Origin of the sequence: Methylobacterium sp. J-001 (genome assembly GCF_022829565.1) — a bacterium.
Taxonomy (GTDB): Bacteria; Pseudomonadota; Alphaproteobacteria; order Rhizobiales; family Beijerinckiaceae; genus Methylobacterium.
In genome coordinates, this window is record NZ_JAKSYN010000200.1 from 323,700 (window position 1) to 343,286 (window position 19,587).

17 protein-coding genes are annotated in these 19,587 nt (G+C 67.2%); 11 read left to right on the plus strand and 6 right to left on the minus strand.

Going from position 1 to position 19,587, the window contains the following annotated elements:
• Positions 1–9: 9 nt before the first annotated feature.
• The 8 genes from urtC (at position 10) to MKK65_RS25935 (ending at position 7,292) form a co-directional block, all read left to right on the plus strand.
• Positions 10–1,194 (plus strand): urea ABC transporter permease subunit UrtC, encoded by a 1,185-nt coding sequence (gene urtC / locus MKK65_RS25900; RefSeq protein WP_243960885.1) that lies wholly within the window; start codon positions 10–12, stop codon positions 1,192–1,194.
• A 7-nt stretch (positions 1,195–1,201) separates the two neighbouring features.
• Positions 1,202–1,987 (plus strand): urea ABC transporter ATP-binding protein UrtD, encoded by a 786-nt coding sequence (gene urtD, locus MKK65_RS25905; RefSeq protein ID WP_058191210.1) that lies wholly within the window; start codon positions 1,202–1,204, stop codon positions 1,985–1,987.
• Between the two features lie 2 nt (positions 1,988–1,989).
• Complete coding sequence (gene urtE / locus MKK65_RS25910; RefSeq protein ID WP_243960886.1) at positions 1,990–2,754, plus strand: urea ABC transporter ATP-binding subunit UrtE; 765 nt, start codon at positions 1,990–1,992, stop codon at positions 2,752–2,754.
• Between the two features lie 10 nt (positions 2,755–2,764).
• On the plus strand, positions 2,765–3,784 hold the full coding sequence (locus tag MKK65_RS25915; protein ID WP_243960887.1) for an alpha/beta fold hydrolase: 1,020 nt from the start codon (positions 2,765–2,767) through the stop codon (positions 3,782–3,784).
• 62 nt (positions 3,785–3,846) lie between these two features.
• Positions 3,847–5,076, plus strand: coding sequence for a formamidase (fmdA, locus tag MKK65_RS25920; protein WP_243960888.1), 1,230 nt, complete (start codon positions 3,847–3,849; stop codon positions 5,074–5,076).
• A gap of 2 nt (positions 5,077–5,078) precedes the next feature.
• Positions 5,079–5,396 (plus strand): FmdB family zinc ribbon protein, encoded by a 318-nt coding sequence (locus tag MKK65_RS25925; protein WP_243960889.1) that lies wholly within the window; start codon positions 5,079–5,081, stop codon positions 5,394–5,396.
• A gap of 213 nt (positions 5,397–5,609) precedes the next feature.
• Entirely contained in the window at positions 5,610–6,665 is a 1,056-nt protein-coding gene (locus MKK65_RS25930) for an aliphatic amidase (RefSeq protein WP_243960890.1), read from the plus strand.
• Between the two features lie 57 nt (positions 6,666–6,722).
• The gene (locus MKK65_RS25935; protein WP_243960891.1) at positions 6,723–7,292 is read left to right on the plus strand and encodes a ClpP family protease; all 570 of its coding nucleotides are present in this window, start codon (positions 6,723–6,725) and stop codon (positions 7,290–7,292) included.
• 245 nt (positions 7,293–7,537) lie between these two features.
• Here the strand turns inward: MKK65_RS25935 and MKK65_RS25940 are convergent, their stop codons facing one another.
• The 3 genes from MKK65_RS25940 to MKK65_RS31435 all read right to left on the minus strand — a co-directional run bounded on the left by MKK65_RS25940 (position 7,538) and on the right by MKK65_RS31435 (position 11,283).
• The gene (locus tag MKK65_RS25940; RefSeq protein ID WP_243960893.1) at positions 7,538–8,383 is read right to left on the minus strand and encodes an oxidoreductase; all 846 of its coding nucleotides are present in this window, start codon (positions 8,381–8,383) and stop codon (positions 7,538–7,540) included.
• Between the two features lie 20 nt (positions 8,384–8,403).
• A complete protein-coding gene (locus MKK65_RS25945; protein ID WP_243960895.1) occupies positions 8,404–10,365 on the minus strand; it encodes a cytochrome C oxidase Cbb3 in 1,962 nt (653 codons plus the stop codon).
• 111 nt (positions 10,366–10,476) lie between these two features.
• A complete protein-coding gene (locus MKK65_RS31435) occupies positions 10,477–11,283 on the minus strand; it encodes an AraC family transcriptional regulator (protein WP_243960897.1) in 807 nt (268 codons plus the stop codon).
• A 168-nt stretch (positions 11,284–11,451) separates the two neighbouring features.
• On the opposite strand from MKK65_RS31435, the gene leuA reads away from it, so the two are divergent.
• Both leuA and MKK65_RS25960 read left to right on the plus strand, forming a co-directional pair.
• Positions 11,452–13,137, plus strand: coding sequence for a 2-isopropylmalate synthase (gene leuA, locus MKK65_RS25955; protein WP_243960899.1), 1,686 nt, complete (start codon positions 11,452–11,454; stop codon positions 13,135–13,137).
• Between the two features lie 378 nt (positions 13,138–13,515).
• Entirely contained in the window at positions 13,516–15,495 is a 1,980-nt protein-coding gene (locus tag MKK65_RS25960) for an acyl CoA:acetate/3-ketoacid CoA transferase (protein WP_243960901.1), read from the plus strand.
• 3 nt (positions 15,496–15,498) lie between these two features.
• Here MKK65_RS25960 and MKK65_RS25965 read toward each other — a convergent pair whose 3' ends face one another.
• Both MKK65_RS25965 and MKK65_RS25970 read right to left on the minus strand, forming a co-directional pair.
• Positions 15,499–16,440, minus strand: coding sequence for a 2-hydroxyacid dehydrogenase (locus MKK65_RS25965; protein ID WP_243960903.1), 942 nt, complete (start codon positions 16,438–16,440; stop codon positions 15,499–15,501).
• 100 nt (positions 16,441–16,540) lie between these two features.
• Entirely contained in the window at positions 16,541–16,831 is a 291-nt protein-coding gene (locus MKK65_RS25970) for a hypothetical protein (protein ID WP_243960905.1), read from the minus strand.
• A 159-nt stretch (positions 16,832–16,990) separates the two neighbouring features.
• Here MKK65_RS25970 and MKK65_RS25975 point away from each other — a divergent pair, with 159 nt between their 5' ends.
• On the plus strand, positions 16,991–18,463 hold the full coding sequence (locus MKK65_RS25975; RefSeq protein ID WP_243960907.1) for an MFS transporter: 1,473 nt from the start codon (positions 16,991–16,993) through the stop codon (positions 18,461–18,463).
• Between the two features lie 50 nt (positions 18,464–18,513).
• Here MKK65_RS25975 and MKK65_RS25980 read toward each other — a convergent pair whose 3' ends face one another.
• Entirely contained in the window at positions 18,514–19,521 is a 1,008-nt protein-coding gene (locus MKK65_RS25980; RefSeq protein ID WP_243960909.1) for a glucokinase, read from the minus strand.
• Positions 19,522–19,587 lie beyond the last annotated feature (66 nt).

Below are 19,587 nucleotides of genomic sequence, written 5' to 3' on the forward strand. Positions count from 1 at the left end.
ATGTCCACGATGACGATTCCGGTCCAGACCCTGACCAAGTCGGTCACCGTCAACGACAACCCGTTCATGAAGCCGGTGGAGTGGCTGAGCTTGGCTCTGCTCGCCGGGGTAATCCTGGTGGTCCTGCCGCTGGCCCTCGACGGGTTCCGCCTCAATCTTGTCGGCAAGTACCTCACCTACGCCTTCGTGGCGCTCGGGCTGGTGATCTGCTGGGGCTATGCCGGTATTTTGTCCTTGGGCCAGGGCGTCTTTTTCGGGCTCGGTGGGTACTGCATGGCGATGTACCTGAAGCTTGAGGCTTCAAGCGTCGCCAACACCAAGATCCAATCGACCCCGGGCATCCCGGACTTCATGGACTGGAACCAGATCACCGAGATCCCGTGGTTCTGGCTACCGTTCAGGAGCCTGCCGCTGACCCTGATCCTGGTGGTGGCGGTCCCGGTGCTGTTCGCGCTGATCATCTCCTACGCGATGTTCAAGCGCCGGGTCGGCGGCACCTATTTCGCGATCATCACCCAGGCCATCGCCGCGATCCTGACGATCCTGATCGTCGGCCAGCAGGGCTATACCGGCGGCATCAACGGCATTACGGACCTGCGCACCCTCCACGGCTGGGACATCCGCACCGACCACGCCAAGGTGATCCTGTACTTCGTGAACGGCGGCCTGCTCATCGCCTGCATCCTGGCGGCGCAGTACGTGAAGAAGTCGAAGCTCGGGCGCATCCTGGTCGCCATGCGCGACAAGGAGGACCGGGTCCGGTTCTCGGGCTATTCGGTCGCCGGCTTCAAGGTCTTCGCCTTCTGCCTGGCGGCCGGCTTCGCGGCGATCGGCGGGGCGATGTTCACCCTCCAGGTCGGGTTCATGTCGCCCTCCTTCGTCGGCATCGTGCCCTCGATCGAGATGGTGATCTACGCCGCGGTCGGCGGGCGCCTGTCCCTGTTCGGCGCGGTCTGGGGCACGCTGCTGGTGAACTGGGCCAAGACCAGCTTTTCCGAGAGCTTTCCGGATCTCTGGCTGTTCGGCCTCGGCGCCCTGTTCATCGCCGTGGTGCTCGCCTTCCCGAACGGTCTGGCCGGCATCTGGCGCGAGCAGATCGAGCCCCGCCTGACCCGCCGGGTGAAGGGTTTGCGCGCGCCCCCGCCCGCCATCGCCCCGTCCCAAAAGGCGCCCGTTGGCGCTCCGGCCGAGTGAGGAACCCATGAACGCCGCGCTCCTCTCCTCCCCCGTGGTCGGCGCCGAAGCTGCCCCGGCGGATTACCTCCTCGCCGTCGAGGCGCTGACGGTCTCGTTCGACGGCTTCAAGGCGGTCAACGACGTGTCGTTCTACGTCGACCCGGACGAGATCCGGGTGATCATCGGCCCGAACGGCGCCGGCAAGACCACGGTGCTCGACCTGATCTGCGGGCGCACCAAGGCCAGCACCGGCTCGATCAAGTACAAGGGTCAGGAGCTGACCAAGCTCTCCGAGAGCGCGATCGTGCAGGCCGGCGTCGGCCGCAAGTTCCAGACGCCGTCGATCTACGACGACCTCACGGTGTTCGAGAATCTGGAGATCTCGTTCCCCCGCGGGCGCTCGGTGTTCGGCGCCCTGACGTTCAAGCGGGATGCGGAAGTCCGCGACCGGATCCACGAGATCGCCCAGACGATCTTCCTGAAGGATCAGCTCAAGGAGCGTGCCGAGTTCCTGAGCCACGGCCAGAAGCAGTGGCTCGAAATCGGCATGCTGCTGATCCAGGACCCGGAGCTGCTGATGCTCGACGAGCCGGTGGCCGGGATGAGCGTCGGCGAGCGGATCAAGACCGCGGAACTCCTCAACCAGATTATCAAGGGCCGCTCGGTGCTGGTGATCGAGCACGACATGAAGTTCGTCGAGGACATCGCCCACCGGGTCACCGTGCTCCACCAGGGCAAGGTCCTCTCCGAGGGGTCGATGGAGCGGGTCAAGAACGACCCGAAGGTCATCGAAGTGTATCTGGGACATTGACGATGGGCTCGCTCCAGACCGCACACCCGCCGCTCGCCCAGGCTCCCCCGCGCGTCGTGATCCCGGACGTGGCCCCGGCCCTCGACATCCACGACCTCCACGCCGCCTACGGCCAGAGCGAGGTTCTGCACGGGCTGAGCTTCTCGGTGGCACCCGGCGAGATCGTCGCCGTGATGGGCCGCAACGGCATGGGCAAGACCACCCTGATGAAGACCCTGATGGGTCTCGTGCCGGTCAAATCCGGGACGATCCGGGTCGAGGGCGAGGAGGTCGCGGGGCTCAAGAGCCACGCCCGGGTCGCCAAGGGCCTCGCCTACGTGCCGCAAGGCCGGATGATCTTCTCCACCATGACGGTGCAGGAGAACATCGAGACCGGCCTGACGGTCACCGGCGCCCGCAAGGTGCCGCAGGACCTCTACGACATGTTCCCGGTCCTGCTGGAGATGAAGGGACGGCGCGGCGGCAACCTGTCCGGCGGCCAGCAGCAACAGCTCGCCATCGCCCGGGCGCTCGCCAGCCGCCCGAAGGTGCTGCTGCTGGACGAGCCCACGGAGGGCATCCAACCCTCGATCATCCGCGAGATGGGCCGGACCCTGAAGAAGATCCGCGACGACCGCGGCCTGTCGATCGTGGTGTCCGAGCAGGTCCTGAGCTTCGCCCTCGACGTCGCCGACCGGGTGATCGTGATGGAGAACGGCGCCATCGTCCACGAGGGGCCGCGGGACGGCATCGACGAGGCGGCCGTCGCCCGGTTCCTGTCGGTCTAGGGGCGCCCACATGGCCGATCACGAGATCTTCGAACTCGGCGACTTCGTGCTCCAATGCGGCAAGACGCTGCGTGCGGCCAAGCTCGCCTACAAGACCTTCGGGACCCTGAGCCCCGCTAAGGACAACGCCATCGTCTACCCGACCTGGTATTCGGGCCAGCACACCGAGAACGAATGGCTGATCGGCCCCGGCAGGGCGCTCGATCCGGACAAGTACTTCATCATCATCCCGAACATGTTCGGCAACGGGCTCTCGTCCTCGCCGAGCAACACGCCGGCGCCCTGGAACGGGCCGCGCTTCCCCAACGTCACCGCCTACGACAACGTTCGCGCCCAGCACCGCCTCGTCACCGAGCATTTCGGCATCGAGAAGTTGGTTCTAGTCACCGGCTGGTCGATGGGCGCGCTCCAGACCTACCACTGGGCGGCGCTATATCCCGACATGGTGCCGCGGATCCTGCCGTTTCAGGGCTCGGCCAAGTGCTCGCGGCACAATTACGTCTTCCTGGAAGGCGCCAAGGCGGCGCTCCAGGCCGACGCCGCCTGGGAAGAGGGCTGGTACGCGCAGCCGCCGACCCGGGGCCTGCGCGCCTTCGGCCGGGTCTATGCCGGCTGGGGCCTGTCGCAGACCTTCTACCGGCTCGAGGCCGACATCACCCACATGGGCTACGCGTCCCTGGAGGACTTCCTTATCGGGTTCTGGGAGGGGCTGTTCTACGCGCGGGACGCCAACAACCTCCTTGCCATGCTGTGGACTTGGCAGCACGGCGACATCAGCGCCAACGACACCTTCAAGGGCGACTTCAAGGCCGCGCTGGGCGCGATCCGCGCGAAGGCGATCCTGATGCCCGCCTCCACCGACCTGTATTTCCCGCCCGAGGACAACGCCATCGAGGCGGCCGCCATGCCGGATGCGGAGCTGCGCGTGATCGACACGTGGTGGGGCCATTTCGCCGGCGGCCCCGGCACCAGCCCGGGCGACATCAAGATCCTCGACGACGCGCTGAAAGAGCTGCTCGCGAGCGGGTGAGTTTCGCGCAACGGCGCGCGGATGGGGTCCGCCCCAAGGTTCTAGGGAGCTGGAGACAGAACATGCCCGAGACGCTGATCAAGGTCGATCTGACGCAATCGGCCTACGACAACGATAGCGTGCACAACCGCTGGCACCCGGACATCCCCATGGTCGCCACCGTGAAGCCGGGCGACGACTTCATCGTCGAGACCTACGACTGGACCGGCGGCTTCATCAAGAACAACGATTCCGCCGACGACGTGCGCGACATCGACCTGTCGATCGTCCACTTCCTGTCCGGTCCGATCGGGGTCGAGGGCGCCGAGCCCGGCGATTTGCTGGTGGTCGACCTCCTCGATATCGGCGCCAAGCCCGAGAGCCAGTGGGGCTTCAACGGCTTCTTCTCCAAGAAGAACGGCGGCGGCTTCCTCGACGAGCACTTTCCCCAGGCCCAGAAGTCGATCTGGGATTTCGAGGGGATGTTCACCAAGTCCCGCCACATACCGGGCGTGCGCTTTCCCGGCCTGATCCATCCCGGCCTGATCGGCTGCCTGCCCGATCCGAAGATGCTGGAGACCTGGAACACCCGCGAGAAGGCGCTCTACGACACCAACCCGGAGCGTGTGCCCGCGCTCGCCACCCTGCCCTTCGGACCGACCGCCCATATGGGCCGGCTGAAAGGTGACGCGAAGGACGCGGCCGCCGCCACCGGCGCCCGCACGGTCCCGCCCCGGGAGCACGGCGGCAATTGCGACATCAAGGACCTGTCGCGCGGGTCAAAAATCTACTTCCCGGTCTACGTCCCCGGCGCCGGGCTCTCGATGGGCGACCTGCATTTCAGCCAGGGCGACGGCGAGATCACCTTCTGCGGCGCCATTGAGATGGCCGGCTGGGTCCATCTCAAGGTCGAGCTGATCAAGGACGGCATGGCCAAGTACGGGATTAAGAACCCGATCTTCAAGCCGTCGCCGATCACACCGAAATTCGACGATCACCTGATCTTCGAGGGCATCTCGGTCGATGAGCACGGCGGCCAGCACTACCTCGACGTGCACATCGCCTACCGGCAGGCCTGCCTCAACGCGATCGAATATCTGAAGAAGTTCGGCTATTCGGGCGCCCAGGCCTACTCGATCCTCGGCACGGCGCCGGTCCAGGGACACATCTCGGGGGTGGTCGACATCCCGAACGCCTGCGCAACTCTGTGGATTCCCACCAAGATCTTCGAATTCGACATCAACCCCGGCGCCGACGGACCGACCAAGTTCCTCGACGGCTCGATCCAGATGCCGCTCTCGCCGGATCTTTGATCATGCCCGTCTACGAGTATGCCTGCACGGCCTGCGGTCCGTTCACCGCCATGCGGCCGATGGCGGAGTTCAAGGATCCGCACGCCTGCCCGGATTGCGGGTCGGCGTGCGACCGGGCCTTCCTCACCGCGCCGCGGATCTCGGGCATGGATGCGGGGCTCAAGGCGGCTCACGCCACCAACGAGCGCAGCCGCCACGCGCCGCGGCGTGCCTCGGGTCACGGCGCCGGCTGCGGCTGCTGCGCGCCGAAGAAGACGACCCCGGCCCCCGCTGCGGCCAAGAGTTTTCCGAGCGCGCGGCCCTGGATGATCAGCCACTGAACCGCCAACCACCCTCCCCCCTCTGCGGGGAAGGGTGCCCCGCGCATGCGGGGCGGGAGAGGGGCAGCGCGACGATTCAGGATGTCACGCCCGGTACGCCCTTTCCGGACGCGGCGCTCCCCTATCCCGACCCCCTTCGGGGGCCACCCTTCCCCGCAGAGGGGGGAGGGAAACGGCGCCTCGTGCGCCCTCGAAACAGGAGGAATCCACGCCATGATGCACGGAGACATCTCGTCCAGCCAGGACAGCGTCGGCGTCGCCGTCGTGAACTACAAGATGCCGCGCCTCCACAGCCGCGCCGAGGTGCTGGAGAATGCCAAGGCGATCGGCAAGATGATCATCGGCATGAAGACCGGCCTGCCCGGCCTCGACCTGGTGATCTTCCCCGAATACTCGACCCACGGCATCATGTACGACGCCGCCGAGATGTACGAGACGGCCTCCTCGGTGCCGGGCGCGGAGACCGAGGTGTTCGCCGCCGCCTGCCGGGAGGCCAAGGTCTGGGGCGTGTTCTCGCTCACCGGCGAGCGCCACGAGGAGCATCCGAACAAGGCCCCCTACAACACCCTGATCCTGATGAATGACCAGGGCGAGATCGTGCAGAAGTACCGCAAGATCATGCCCTGGACGCCGATCGAGGGCTGGTATCCGGGCGACCGCACCTACGTCTCGGACGGGCCGAAGGGGCTCAAGATCAGCCTGATCATCTGCGACGACGGCAATTACCCGGAGATCTGGCGCGACTGCGCCATGCGGGGCGCCGAGCTGATCATCCGCTGCCAGGGCTACATGTACCCGGCGAAAGAGCAGCAGATCCTGATGTCGAAGGCGATGGCGTTCGCCAACAACACCTACGTGGCGGTGGCCAATGCCGCCGGTTTCGACGGCGTCTACAGCTATTTCGGCCACTCGGCGATCATCGGCTTCGACGGCCGGACGCTCGGCGAGTGCGGCGAGGAGGAGATGGGCATCCAGTACGCCGCCCTGTCGAAGTTCCTGATCCGGGACTCGCGCGCCCACGGCCAGTCCGAGAACCACCTCTTCAAGCTGCTGCACCGGGGCTATACCGGCATGATCAACTCGAAGGAGAACCGGCACGGGCTATCGGAATGCCCCTACGAGTTCTACCGCCGCTGGATCGAGGATCCCGACGGAACCCGCGACGCCGTTCGCGCCATTACCCGCCAGAGCGTCGGCACCGAGGAATGCCCGATCGAGGGCATCCCGTTCGTCGGCAAGGGTCACGGTGCGCCCGACCCCGTCCGCTGATTTCACCCGGCCTGGTTCCGTTCCCGCGGCCGGGCCGGCGCAACGCCCAGGACTCCCATGGACACGACGCCCCTCGACCCCACTGCCTTCCGCAGCCCCGCCGTGCTGCTGTCGGGCCCTGTCGATTACGACATGTACAAGGAGTTCCGCCGCCAGTTCGCCGAGGCCGCCGAGCGCGACATCGTCGTGATCGAGCTCTCGACGCTCGGCGGCGACCCGGAGGTCGCCCGGATGATGGGCGAGGACATCCGCTACCACACCGAGATGAACCCGGAGCGCCGCTTCGTCTTCCTCGGCAAGGCCGCGATCTACTCGGCGGGCACCACGTTCATGAGCTTCTTCGCCAGGCCGAACCGCTATCTCACCCGGGGCACCCGGCTGATGATTCACGAGCGCAAGATGAACAAGCAGCTCCACGTTCAGGGTCCGCTCACCACCTGCATCGCCGCCGTGAAGGCGACCCTGCACGAGATCGAATGCTCGATCGTGATCCAGAACGAGGGCTTTTCCAACCTGATCCAGGGCTCGGACGTGACGCTGAACGAGGTCTTGGAGAAGGCGCCGGCCAATTGGTATCTCGAGGCGGAAGAAGCCAAGCGCCGGGGTCTGATCGAGGCGGTGATTTGAGGTGGCCTGGCCTCGGTCGCGTCACGCGACCTGATAGCGGTCGGCGGCGCGAAGGTCCGTGGGTCGTGGCGACAGCCCTTCCCGTTCGTCCCAGCGCAGCGAAGCAACCGAGGGGCACGCGGCCTGCGGCGATCGCACAGTGCTCGAGGTCCATCGCTGCACTGGCGAGCACGGCGTGAACGGAGCGATCCGCCCCGAAACGGATCGAACCGCGTGCAAGGGCGATGATGAGAGCGCCTCGACGCTCACCCCTCCGGGTAGTCCGCCCCCAGGCTCGTCGCGCGCCACGCCTCGATCTCGGCGAGGGTCTGCTTCAGCCGGGTGGTGACCGCATCGTACCCCCAGGCGCCGAGAACGAGGTGGCGGGGCGGGTTGTCGATCTCCGTCATCTGGATCATCGCCTCGCCGGCGCGGACCGGGTCGCCGGCCTGCGTCCCGCTCTTCTCCGACGTCGCCTTGAGGCGGGCGCCGGCAGTCTCGGCGTAGTCGGCCATCGTGTTCGGGGTCTGGATCAGCGAGCGGCCGGCCCAGTCGGTACGGAACGGGCCCGGCTCGATGCAGATGACCTTGATGCCGAGCGGGCCGGCCTCAGCCGCCAACGCGTCGGAGAAGCCCTCGACGGCGTGCTTGGTCGCCGCATAGTAGCCGGATCCCGGGAAGCCGACGAAGCCGGCCACCGAGGTCACGTTGAGGATATGGCCCGCGCGCTGCGCCCGCATCGCCGGCAGCACCGCCCGGGTCAGGGCGAACAGCCCGAACACGTTGGCGTCGAACTGGGCGCGGATCTTGTCTTCCTCGCCCTCTTCAATCGAGGATTGGTAGCCGTAGCCGGCATTGTTCACCAGCACGTCGACACGCCCGAACTTTTGCGTCGTCTCGCTGACCGCCTGGGCGATCTGGCTGGAGTCGGTAACGTCGAGCGAAAGGGCCAAGACCCGGTCGGCGGCGCCCTCCACCAGGTCGGCGACCGTGGCCCGGTCGCGGGCCGTCACCACCGCCCGCCAGCCCCGGGCGATGACGAGCTTGGCGAGTTCCCGGCCGAAACCGGTGGAGCAGCCGGTGATGAGCCAGACCGGTTGGGTGTTTGCCATGGGGATCCGTTCCGTCATGATCAGGGCGTCGCCGCCGGCTCGGTCAACGTATCGATCGACAGCAGGTAGGCAATCAGCGCATCCTGCTCCGGGCGCGAGACGCCAGCGCCGGCGTCCGCCCAGTAGGCGTGCCCTTCGCCGGTAACGCGCGCGATCCGCGCCGTATCCGAGGATTTATTCGCAGCGATCACGCGTGTCCGCAGATCCCGGTCGATCAGGCTGCGAAGGCTATTCGACGGATCGGGGGCGATGCCGCGATAGAGCGTGCCCGGAACGCCGAGCTGCGTCGCCGGATCGGAGCCGACCGCGATGCCCGAATCGTGCAGGTAGGGCGCCGTCCAGGCCAGCCCGACGAGGTTCGGCACCTTGTAGCCACCCGCGGTGCCCCCCTGCCCCCAGGCCAGCTGGACCTGGGCGAACCGCTCACCCGACAGCGGCACCGGAACGATCACAGGATCGGCCGGCAGCGGGAATGGCGTATCGGTTGCGAACAGGCTGGGGGGCGAAAGCCGCGCCTCCATCTTGGCGCCGGCCCTGGCCCGGGTCGGCTCGGTCCCGATCTCGGCCTCCGGGATGATCCGATGGTTGGTGAGCGCCGGCCCGGCATGGCAGGCGCCGCAACCGGCCTTCTCGAACACCGCACGCCCGGCCTGCACGGCGGCGGCATCCTGCCGAGTCGGCGGCGGGTGCAGAAGGTTCTGGAACGCCGACATGGCGTTGTTGGCGTGGTTGACCGACTCCCCGGGGACGGAGGTGAACAGGCCGTTGTCGGTGACGTAGTTGGTCGCCGGATAGGTCGGCAGCACCGCATAGCTGTTGAGCCCCGGAGAGGCCGGCGTCGGGTCGACGCTGCGCAGCACCTCCGAGGGCTTGAGGGACGCGCCGGGGTTGTACCGAAAGGACTCGGTGGCAGCGCCCCGCAGGACGATGCCGAGATAGGTCTCCGCATCAATGCCGAACAGCCACGGCGCTGCGGCGGCGAGTTGCGTCGTATCGGAATTGGCGGCGTGGACGTTGTTGTTGAGGGAAGACAGGCCCGCAAACGGTCCGACCGCTTCACGCCCGCTCCAGCTGTAGGGCTCGCCGTGGGCGGAGAAGCTCGACGGGATCGAGGTCGGGTTGGTCACCCGGTCGGCCGAGGAGTCGAAGCTGCCCGGCGGCCAGCTCGCGACTTGGACCTTGGTGGCCGCCTCCACCGCCTCGGCATCCGGCAGGGCCAGACCGGTCCCGGTGGAGACGGCATGCTCGGGCTCGGCCGCGGGCTTGGCATCGGCCTCCGGCACGCTGGCATGCATGAAATAGGCGGAGGAATTCCTGGCGAGCGCCATCAGCAGCCCGGCATTGAGGTCGGTGTTGGGCGCTCCCTCCACGACCTTGCCGGTGCTCGGGTCGACCGCGGCATGACACAGGGCGCAGGTGATACCCATGCGCAGGTGCCCCCGGTCCGAGAAGGTCTTGATGCCGATGATGAAAGCACCGCCCTTCGGCACGTCGAGCCCGGTCGGCACCAATTCACCCTTGCGATAGGACCGGGCGCCGATGCGCATGTCCCGGGCCATGGCGACCTGAAGATTGGTGGTACCCTGCCCGCCCAGCCGAGCCACCGCGAGGGCGACTTCGGTCGGTGTCAGGCCGCCATCGAGCATGCCCATCACGTCGGTGAGGAAGACCTCGTTCCCGAAGGTCTCCTGATAGAAAGCCTGCCGCCCACGCTCGACCATGGCGGGATCGATCGCCACGGCGCCGCTGGCCGCTGAAAGCTCCCTGCGGCCCGCCTCGGTGCCATTGAGGTGCTCCGCCTCCGCACGGGAGACCCGGCGCCCGAGGACATCGAACGCGGTCTGGATCGGGTAGCGGTCCGGATTGAGCAAGTCCGCACGGTCCGGCATCGGCGCGTAGCTGAACCGGCCGAGGCCGAGCGTTATTCCGGCCGCCACGGTCGCGAGGCCGGCGGTAAGGAGGATGCGGCGGGGCCAGCCCATGGACAATCTTTGATATTCTCGGTTCGCCACCCGGCAGACATGCGGGGATCGGCAACCGGCGATCAACGGCGATCCACCGCCGAGGTTCACGCCGTCAGGCGGGACCGGGTGTCACGTTCTCGCCAGCACAGGCGACATATCGCGGGTCGCAGCGTCGTTTTCTGACTGCGGAGTGCGGAAATACACGCTCGGCGGGCGCCCAAGGGAGCGGCGAAACACAGCCGCGAAGGCGCTCGGACTGTCGTAGCCGCAATCCAGCGCGACATTCAGGATGGCCCGGCCCTCCGCCAATAGCGGCAGGGCGTGGAGCATCCGGGCCTGCTGGCACCACCGGCCGAAGCTAAGGCCGGTCTCGCGCTGGAACAGCCGCATGAACGTCGCCCGGCTCATGGCGAGCTCGGCGGCGGCCACTGCGATGGCATGCGGGCGGGCGGGATCGCAGCGGATCCGCGCGCACAGCGCCGCCAGGCCGGGGTGTTTCGGCGTCGGAAGGTCGAGCGGCTGTACAGGCAGGAACGCCATTTCCAGCATGAGCAGGCGGATCACCGCCTCCGCGACCTCCCGGTTCCCGGGCGTCTCCGTCAGGGCCACGAGCTTGAGGATCAGCTCGCGCAAGAGCGGGGTCACCTCGACAACCCGGCAGCGATCCAGGAACCGGCCGAGCCCGGCGCTGTCAATCAGCAGCGAGCGGAACCGGATCCCGGCATGGCTGGCGGTGACATGGGCCAAGCCCGCCGGGAGCCAGACCGCTCGGTTCGGCGGCACGACCCAGGTTCCACTCTCGGTCGTCACAGCGACAACGCCTTCTATTGCATAAAGGAGTTGAGCCTGCGCGTGGCGATGGAGCTGGCTCATGTATCGATCGCTGTCGTGGCGGATGACCGCAATTTCGTCCGTGATGCGGATACCGTCTTTCACCGCCGATCCTTTCGCGACGAACCTCGATGCCTGCGCGCGCGCATATCACCGCCGGCTTCCCTAAGGCTGATGTTCCGCATCGGAACCGTCGCCGCCGATCCCGGCCGACCATCGGCCGGCTTCTGCGCGCCGCCGCACCGAAGCATCGATCCCACGGCCGATCCCATTATGCTGACCAACCCCGCCACCAAATACCGCCCGTTCGTCTCCCCAATCGACCTGTCGGATCGCACCTGGCCGTCGAAGCGCCTCGCCACCGCACCGCGCTGGCTGTCCACGGATCTGCGCGACGGCAACCAGGCGCTGGCCGACCCGATGGATGTCGCCCGCAAGCTGCGCTTCTACGACATGCTGCTCGGCATCGGCTTCAAGGAAATCGAGGTCGCCTTTCCGTCGGCGTCACAGACCGACTTCGATTTCGTCCGGATGCTGATCGAGGGCGATCGCGTTCCCGAGGACGTGACGATCCAAGTGCTGACCCAGGCCAGGGCCGACCTGATCAACCGCACCTTCGCGTCGTTGGACGGAGCCCCTCAAGCGATCGTGCATCTCTACAACGCCACGGCACCGCTGTTCCGGCGGGTCGTGTTCGGGATGGAGCGGCACGAGATCGTGGCCCTCGCCGTATCCGGCGCGACCGCGATGCTGGGGGAGAGCCTGAAGCGGCCCGGCACGCGCTGGACCTTCGAGTACTCGCCGGAAACCTTCTGCTTCACCGAGCCGGATTTCGCCCTCGAGATCTGCGAGCGCGTGCTCGACGTCTGGCAGCCGACGCCGGAGCGCCCGGCGATCCTCAACCTGCCGACCACGGTCGAGGTAGCGATGCCGAACGTCTATGCCGACCAGATCGAGTGGTTCTGCCGCCGCATCTCCCGGCGGGATGCCGTGATCATCAGCGTCCACCCACACAACGACCGCGGTACCGCCGTGGCCTCGGCCGAGCAGGCGCTGCTGGCCGGCGCCGACCGGGTCGAGGGCTGCCTGTTCGGTAACGGCGAGCGCACCGGCAATGTCGACCTCGTGACGCTGGCGTTGAACCTGTACACACAGGGGATCGACCCGAAGCTTTCCTTCCCGGCGATCCGCGAGGTCGTGAAGACCGTCGAACATTGCAACGGCCTGCCGGTGCATCCGCGTCAACCCTATGCGGGCGCGTTGGTCCATACCGCCTTCTCAGGCTCGCACCAGGATGCGATCCGGAAGGGTTTTGCCGCCCATACGCGCCGCAACGATAGCGTTTGGGAGATGCCCTATCTGCCGATCGACCCCGCCGATCTCGGCGAGAGCTACGAGGCCGTCATTCGGGTCAACAGCCAGTCCGGCAAGGGTGGCGTCGCCTGGGTGATCGAGCAGGACCTGGGCCTCAAGTTGCCCCGGGCCTTACAGGTCGACCTGAGCCGACGTGTGCAGATCCTGGCAGACCGGACGAGCCGGGAAATGTCGGCCGCCGACATCACGGCCGCCTTCAGGGAGGCCTATCATGTCGATGACACCACCATTTTCGAGCTGCTCGATGACGGGGGCGGCCTGCGCCGCCATGCGGGCTCGGAACGGATCTTCACCGGCCGGATTTGCCATCGCGGTCAGGACGTCTCGGTGTCCGGACGGGGCAACGGCTTGATCTCGGCCTTGCTCGCGGCGCTGAACGACGCGTTCGCGATCGCCCTCTCGGTCGTGGATTATTCGGAACACGCGCTCCGGCGCGGTTCGGATGCCCAGGCGGCCGCCTATCTCGAATGCACCCTCGTCGACGGCAGCCGGGTCTTCGGCGTCGGGATCGACGACGACGTGGCGACCGCAACCGTGAAGGCCGTGTTGAGCGCTGCGAGCAGCGCCGCATCGCTCTGCCGATAAATCCGGGCTGCCCGCGCAGCAAAGGCCGAGGGTGTCGATCACCCCGTTCCCGTCTCTGGTCCTGGACCGCCGGGACGCGGGGAAGATCTCGTGCGGCCGGCCCTCGCATGCGATGGAGCTGCACAATTTTTCTGATCTTACGCCGAAGACTTTTTCAGCAGCACCTCCGGCTCATTATGGGTTAGCATGATGTAACGGACTTGTTTGTACTGCAATGCCGCAAATCTTTGATGCGGCGCAACAGAACGGACGGTCAGAAATTTGGTCGACCGTGCGCCGGAACCCTGCGGGCTCCGCACGCCGGCCCGTAACAGACTCGGGGACGGTCGGCACCGAAGCCGGCCGGACATCCGGGCCGGAGGGAGGATCGTGGGCTTCATGAGGAAGAACAAGGTCATTACGGCGGACGAAGCGATCGCGCTGATCCGCGTGAACGACGTCGTGACCACCACGGGCTTCGTCCAGAGCTGTATCCCGGAGGCGCTGCACGCCGCCCTGGAGAAGCGCTTCGTCGAGACCGGCTCGCCCCGGGGTCTGACCCTGATCATGACCGCGGGTGCGGGTGACAGCAAAGGCCTTGGCACCGGCCGCCTGCATCACGACGGTCTGCTCTCGCGGGTCATCGCCGCCAATTTCGGCCGGATGCCCAAGGTCGCGCAGGCCGCGCAGAACAACCTGATCCGCGGCTACAATCTGCCCCAAGGGGTAATCTCGCAGCTCTACCGGGCCTGCGCGGCGGGCCAGCCCGGCCTGTTTTCGAAGGTCGGGCTGCAGACTTATGTCGATCCGCGCCATGGGGGCGCCAAGGTCAACAGCCTGACCACCGAGGACATCGTCAAGCTGGTGGAGGTCGATGGCGAGGAGTGGCTGTTCTACACCGCCACCAAAATCGACGTGGCCTTCATCCGCGCCACCTCGGCCGACCCGTCGGGCAACCTCTCTTACGAGAAGGAAGCGCTGACCCTCGATTGCCTGGCCCAGGCCATGGCAGCCCGGAACAACGGTGGCATCGTCATCGCTCAGGTCGAGCGCATCGTCGAAGACGGCTATCTGCTGCCCAAGGACGTGCGCGTCCCCGGCATCCTGGTCGATTGCGTCGTGGTCGCCGAGCCCGAGATGCACCGGATGAATTACGGCGTCATGCACGACGCCGCTTTGGCCGGCGAGATCCGCGTCCCGGTCACCGGCATCAAGCGGATGCCGCTCAACGAGCGCAAGATCATCGCCCGCCGGGCCGCCTTCGAGCTGCCGCCGAACGGCGTCGTCAATCTCGGTGTCGGTGCGCCGGAGGGCATCTCGTCGGTGGCCAACGAGGAGAAGATCACCCCCTACATCACGCTCACCACCGAGGCCGGGGCGGTCGGCGGGGTGCTGGCCTCCGGGTCCAGCTTCGGCGCGGCTACGAACGCCGACTGCATCATCGACCAGAACCAGATGTTCGACTTCTACGACGGCGGCGGCCTCGACATGACCTGCCTCGGCATGGCCGAGTGCGACGTGGCCGGCAACGTCAACACCTCGAAGTTCGGCGGCAAGCTCAACGGCTGCGGCGGCTTCATCAACATCTCGCAGAACGCCCGCACGGTGGTGTTCGCCGGGACCTTCACGGCGGGCGGGCTGGAGATTGCCGTGGACGACGGCGTGGTCCGGATCGTCAGCGAGGGCCGGTCCCGCAAGTTCGTGACCCAGGTCCAGCAGAACACCTTCTCGGGGCCCTATGCGGTCGAACGGGCGCAGCCGGTCCTCTACGTGACCGAGCGCTGCGTCTTCCAGCTCACCGCCGACGGCCTAGAACTGATCGAGGTGGCGCCCGGTATCGACATCGACCGCGACATCCTCGCCCACATGGATTTCAAGCCGGTGGTGCGCAATCCGGTGCCAATGGATCCGCGCATCTTCCGCGACGAGCCGATGGAGCTTCTCTCGGACCTGCTCAATCTCGATCTGGCCTCGCGCATCAGCTACGACGGCGAGCGCAACATCCTCTTCATCAACCTCGAAGGCTGGTATTGCCGGGTGAAAAGCGACATGGACGAGCTGCGCATGACCATCGTCGGCGCCTGCCGCAAGGCTGGCCAGCGGGTCAACGCCGTGATCAACCACGACGGCTTCCGGCTCAACGAGAACCTGATCGACGATTATGCCGGGATGATCCAGTATCTGCAGGCCAACTACTACGCCACCACGACCCGCTACGTCACCAGCGCGTTCCTGCGTCTGAAGATGGAGGAAGCCCTGACGAAGCGCGGCGTCGCTCCCCACGTGTTCGAGCGCAAGGAGGAGGCTCAGGCCTTCCTCGGTAGCACCGACAAGAAGGCCCGCAAGCGGATCTCCCCAGCGGTCGCCTCGGCGGCTTAGACTCTAATACCCCCGCCCGGCATCGACGCCCTGCGGGGGCTGCCCGGTGGTGCGGTATTCGCGCAAATTGGCCGCCACGGTAGCGGCGGCCGAATCCATGTCGGTGGGGCCGGAGATGTGCGGCAGCACGGTCACGGCCGGATGGGCCCAGAGCGGAGACTGGGCCGGCAGCGGCTCGACGTCGAACACGTCGAGCACCGCATGCGACAGGTGGCCGGAATCCAGCGCCGCGATCAGGTCCTCGGTGACCACGATCGGGCCGCGGGCGAAGTTGATCAGCGCCGCCCCGGGCTTGAGTGCAGCGAGCCGTGCGGCGTTCACGAGGCCGCGTGTCTCCGGCGTGAGGGGCACGAGGCAGACGAGGATGTCGCAGTGCCCGAGCATCGCCAGGAGGCCATCGGCGCCATGGACCGTGTCGATCCCCGTCACGGTCTTGGGCGTGCGGCTCCAAGCCTCGACGCAGAACCCGGCGTCTGTGAGCCGTTCGGCCGCCGCGCTGCCGAGCGCGCCGAGGCCGAGCAGGCCGACCGTCGTGTCGGTAGGCTTCCGGTACGGATGTGGCTGCCAGAGCCGCTCGCGCTGCTGGCTCGCATAGGCCGGCATGTCGCGCTGAAGATAGTAGGTCCAGGCCAGCACCGCTTCGGCCATGGTGCGAGCCATCTCCCGGTCGACCAGCCGGATGATCGGAAGCGGCCGGTCGAAGACGCCGACGAGCTTCTCGACGCCGGCCCACAGGCTCTGCACCCAGACGAGGCCCGGCAGGGCGGCGACCTCGGCGGGATCCGGATTCGCTACGATGGCGACCTGTGCGCCCGCGCGCTCCGCATCCGTCATCCGGCGGAACGGGACCAGCCGCTCTCCGGGCATCGCGGCCGACAGGATCTGCAGATATTCCGCCTCCTGCGCCGGGCCCTTGCAACCGACCAGCGCGACAACCTCCGCCATGCTCGAACTCCACACGCGTCTCAGGCCACGCCCATCCGAGAGCGATGCAGGCGCTGTGCCTGCCCGGGGCGCGCTCGCCAAGTCTGGCAACCCTCCGCGGTCAGCGCGCCTCGACGAGCGCCGGGTAGACGATGCGGACATGGCGCCGCTCTTCGGGGATCGCAGTCGTGATGCGCTTGCGCAGGCTGCCGGTGGTGACTGGCACCGCCACCTCGGTGGGCCGCAGGCGCCAGCGCTCGGCGCTCGCCATCGGAACCGGCGGCTTCGGCCGCTCGAGATGCCGGTCCGCGCCCTCGGTCGGCACGGTGGCGAGCCCGGCCAGAGTGACGACGGCAAGCAGGGCGTGACTGGACCGGCGCAGGGGCCGGGATCGAGGCGATGAGGCGGACATGGCAGGAAACTCGCGTGGACACGCTAGTTCTGCTCGTCGGGGATGAAGACGGGATCGAACCGAATCGATTCCCAACCTGTTCCCAACACCTGCGTCGAGTTGCGGTAAACACCGGGTCTTGAGGCACGGTAAACGAACACGACGGGAGGACGCGCAGGCATGGCGAGCAAGGTAGAGGGAAGCGCCGGGACACCCGAGCGCGCAGAGATCGGCCGCGTCATCGACACCGACATTTCCGCACGCCTGGATCGGCTGCCCTGGGGCCGCTTCCACGTGCTCGTCATCGTGGCGCTCGGCATCACCTGGGTTCTCGACGGGCTGGAAGTGACGCTGGCCGGCTCCCTGGTGGGCGCCCTGCGCCAGCCGCCGATGTCGTTCTCGGAGTTCGATGTCGGGCTGGCCGCCTCCTGCTACCTCGTCGGCGCGGTCACCGGCGCGCTGGGCTTCGGCTGGCTGACCGACCGGATCGGCCGCAAGAAGCTGTTCTTCATCACGCTCGCCCTCTACCTAATCGCGACCGCGGCCACGGGCCTGTCCTGGAATGTCGCGAGCTTCTGCGTCTTCCGGTTCTTCACCGGCGCGGGCATCGGCGGCGAGTACACGGCGATCAACTCGACCATCCAGGAGCTGGTCCCGGCCCGGGTGCGCGGCTGGACCAACCTCGTTATCAACGGCTCGTTCTGGATCGGCGCCGCGCTGGGCTCGTTCATGTCGATCGTGCTGCTGCGGCCCGAGGTGATCGATCCGGCCTGGGGCTGGCGGGTGGCCTTCTTCACCGGCGGCGCCATCGGCCTGGTGATCCTGTTGCTGCGCACCTGGATCCCTGAGAGCCCGCGCTGGCTCGCCACCCACGGCTACGCCGCGGAGGCTGACCGGGTCGTCACCGGGATCGAGAAACGCTTCACCGACGAGGGCGTCACCCTGCCGCCGGTGGACGACAGCAAGCGCATGAAGGTCCGCACGCGCAGCCACACCCCATTATCGGAGGTGTTCCACGCCCTGTTCGTCACGAACCGGCTGGCCACGATGGTTGGCCTCGCCCTGATGGTCGCGCAAGCGTTCTTCTACAACGCGCTGTTCTTCACCTACGCGCTGGTGCTGGAGAGGTTCTACGACGTGCCGGGCAACAGCGTCGGCTGGTACCTGCTGCCTTTCGCGCTCGGCTCGTTCCTCGGACCGCTGCTGCTCGGGCGACTGTTCGACACGATCGGCCGGCGCCAGATGATCGCCTTCACCTACGGCATCTCGGCGGTGCTGCTGGTCGCCGTGGGCCTGCTGTTCCGCCTCGACGTGGTCGGGCCGGTGGGGCAGACCGCGGCGTGGATGGTCGTGTTCTTCTTCGCGTCCGCCGCGGCGAGCTCGGCCTACCTCACCGTCTCCGAGACCTTCCCGCTGGAGATCCGCGCGCTCGCCATTGCGGCCTTCTACGCGGTCGGCACCGGGATCGGTGGCGTCTCCGGGCCGCTCCTGTTCGGCAGCCTGGTCGAGACTGGCTCCCGGGACTGGGTGCTGTTCGGCTACGGGATCGGCGCAGCGCTCATGCTGATCGCCGCGGTGGTCGGCGGGGTCTGGGGTACGGCCGCGGAGGGCAAGTCCCTGGAGGACGTGTCGAAGCCGCTGGCGGCGGCGTAGACGCCTCGGGAGCCGTCAGGTGGCCCTGTGGGCCGCCTGACGAAGCTCTGTCAGCTCTCCTTCCGCCAAACCTGCCCGTGATAGACGAAGCGCCGGCCCTCATTGGCGAGGGCGGCCAGGCCCTTGAAGGCCGGATCGTGGACGGTGATGACGCTGGTCGGAATCTGGCGCATCATCTCGGCGAACGGCGCTTTGCGCTCAAACGCCTCGCGAAACCCGCTCTCCTCCAGCACCGTAACGATGCGGGGCGCGATGCCGCCGCCGATATAGACGCCGCTGGTAGCGAGGAAGGTCAGGGCGAGGTCGCCGCAGACCCGGCCGAGCAGTCGGCCGAACAGCTCCAAAGCTTCCGCCGCGTGCGGGTCCGAAGCGTTGAGACCAGCCTCGGTCACGGCTGCCGGATCGAGCTTCTCGTGCGGCTGGCCGGAGCGGACATGCGCCACCGCCGCATGTAGCCGCGCGAGGCCCGGCCCCGACAATACCGCCTCGACGGTGATGCGCTCCTCCACGCGCTCCAGCGCGTGCCAGACTTTCTCCTCGAATGCGTCCGCTGGGCCGAAATCGGTGTGGCCGGCCTCGGTGGAGACGATGGCGAGGTGGGCTGAGTAGGGCACCAGGGCGGCAGCTCCGAAGCCGGTGCCGGGCCCGAGCACGACCCGGGCGCCGCCCGGTATCGTCGGACTGGGCCCGACCGGCGTGAGGTCGTGGGGCTCGATATCGGCCGCGCCGGCCGCGACGGGCACGTAGTCGTTCACCACCACCGCCGAGGAGAGCCCGAAATCCTTCGCGATGCGCTCGCCGCCAATCCGCCAATGCGCGTTGGTGAGCTGGGGCTCCGGCCCATCGACCCGCCCGCCCATCGCCAGAATGGTCGAACGCGGCGGCGGCAGAGCATCGCCGCCCTTGGCCAGCGCCGCCTTGATGGCGTGCGACGGATCCGGATGGTCGGCGGTCGCTTCGTGCGAGAGAAGCTGGGGCTCGGCACCCTTCTCGGCGATCAGGCCGAAACGGGCGTTCGTGCCACCGATGTCACCGATCAGAACCGGAAACTCGAACATCGACGAAGGGCCTTTTCCTGAGCTGGCTCACGACAGGCAGGACACGTGCCTACCGTCGTCTAACGA

Bases quoted from the DNA above. Each gene is read 5' to 3' on its own strand.
- MKK65_RS25960 (WP_243960901.1), top strand. From the start codon at position 13,516: ATGAGGAAGAACAAGGTCATTACGGCGGACGAAGCGATCGCGCTGATC.
- urtC (WP_243960885.1), top strand. From the start codon at position 10: ATGACGATTCCGGTCCAGACCCTGACCAAGTCGGTCACCGTCAACGAC.
- leuA (WP_243960899.1), top strand. From the start codon at position 11,452: ATGCTGACCAACCCCGCCACCAAATACCGCCCGTTCGTCTCCCCAATC.
- MKK65_RS25975 (WP_243960907.1), top strand. From the start codon at position 16,991: ATGGCGAGCAAGGTAGAGGGAAGCGCCGGGACACCCGAGCGCGCAGAG.
- MKK65_RS25940 (WP_243960893.1), bottom strand. From the start codon at position 8,383: ATGGCAAACACCCAACCGGTCTGGCTCATCACCGGCTGCTCCACCGGT.
- MKK65_RS25930 (WP_243960890.1), top strand. From the start codon at position 5,610: ATGATGCACGGAGACATCTCGTCCAGCCAGGACAGCGTCGGCGTCGCC.
- MKK65_RS25980 (WP_243960909.1), bottom strand. From the start codon at position 19,521: ATGTTCGAGTTTCCGGTTCTGATCGGTGACATCGGTGGCACGAACGCC.
- MKK65_RS25965 (WP_243960903.1), bottom strand. From the start codon at position 16,440: ATGGCGGAGGTTGTCGCGCTGGTCGGTTGCAAGGGCCCGGCGCAGGAG.
- MKK65_RS25925 (WP_243960889.1), top strand. From the start codon at position 5,079: ATGCCCGTCTACGAGTATGCCTGCACGGCCTGCGGTCCGTTCACCGCC.
- MKK65_RS25915 (WP_243960887.1), top strand. From the start codon at position 2,765: ATGGCCGATCACGAGATCTTCGAACTCGGCGACTTCGTGCTCCAATGC.
- urtE (WP_243960886.1), top strand. From the start codon at position 1,990: ATGGGCTCGCTCCAGACCGCACACCCGCCGCTCGCCCAGGCTCCCCCG.
- urtD (WP_058191210.1), top strand. From the start codon at position 1,202: ATGAACGCCGCGCTCCTCTCCTCCCCCGTGGTCGGCGCCGAAGCTGCC.
- fmdA (WP_243960888.1), top strand. From the start codon at position 3,847: ATGCCCGAGACGCTGATCAAGGTCGATCTGACGCAATCGGCCTACGAC.
- MKK65_RS25970 (WP_243960905.1), bottom strand. From the start codon at position 16,831: ATGTCCGCCTCATCGCCTCGATCCCGGCCCCTGCGCCGGTCCAGTCAC.
- MKK65_RS25945 (WP_243960895.1), bottom strand. From the start codon at position 10,365: ATGGGCTGGCCCCGCCGCATCCTCCTTACCGCCGGCCTCGCGACCGTG.
- MKK65_RS25935 (WP_243960891.1), top strand. From the start codon at position 6,723: ATGGACACGACGCCCCTCGACCCCACTGCCTTCCGCAGCCCCGCCGTG.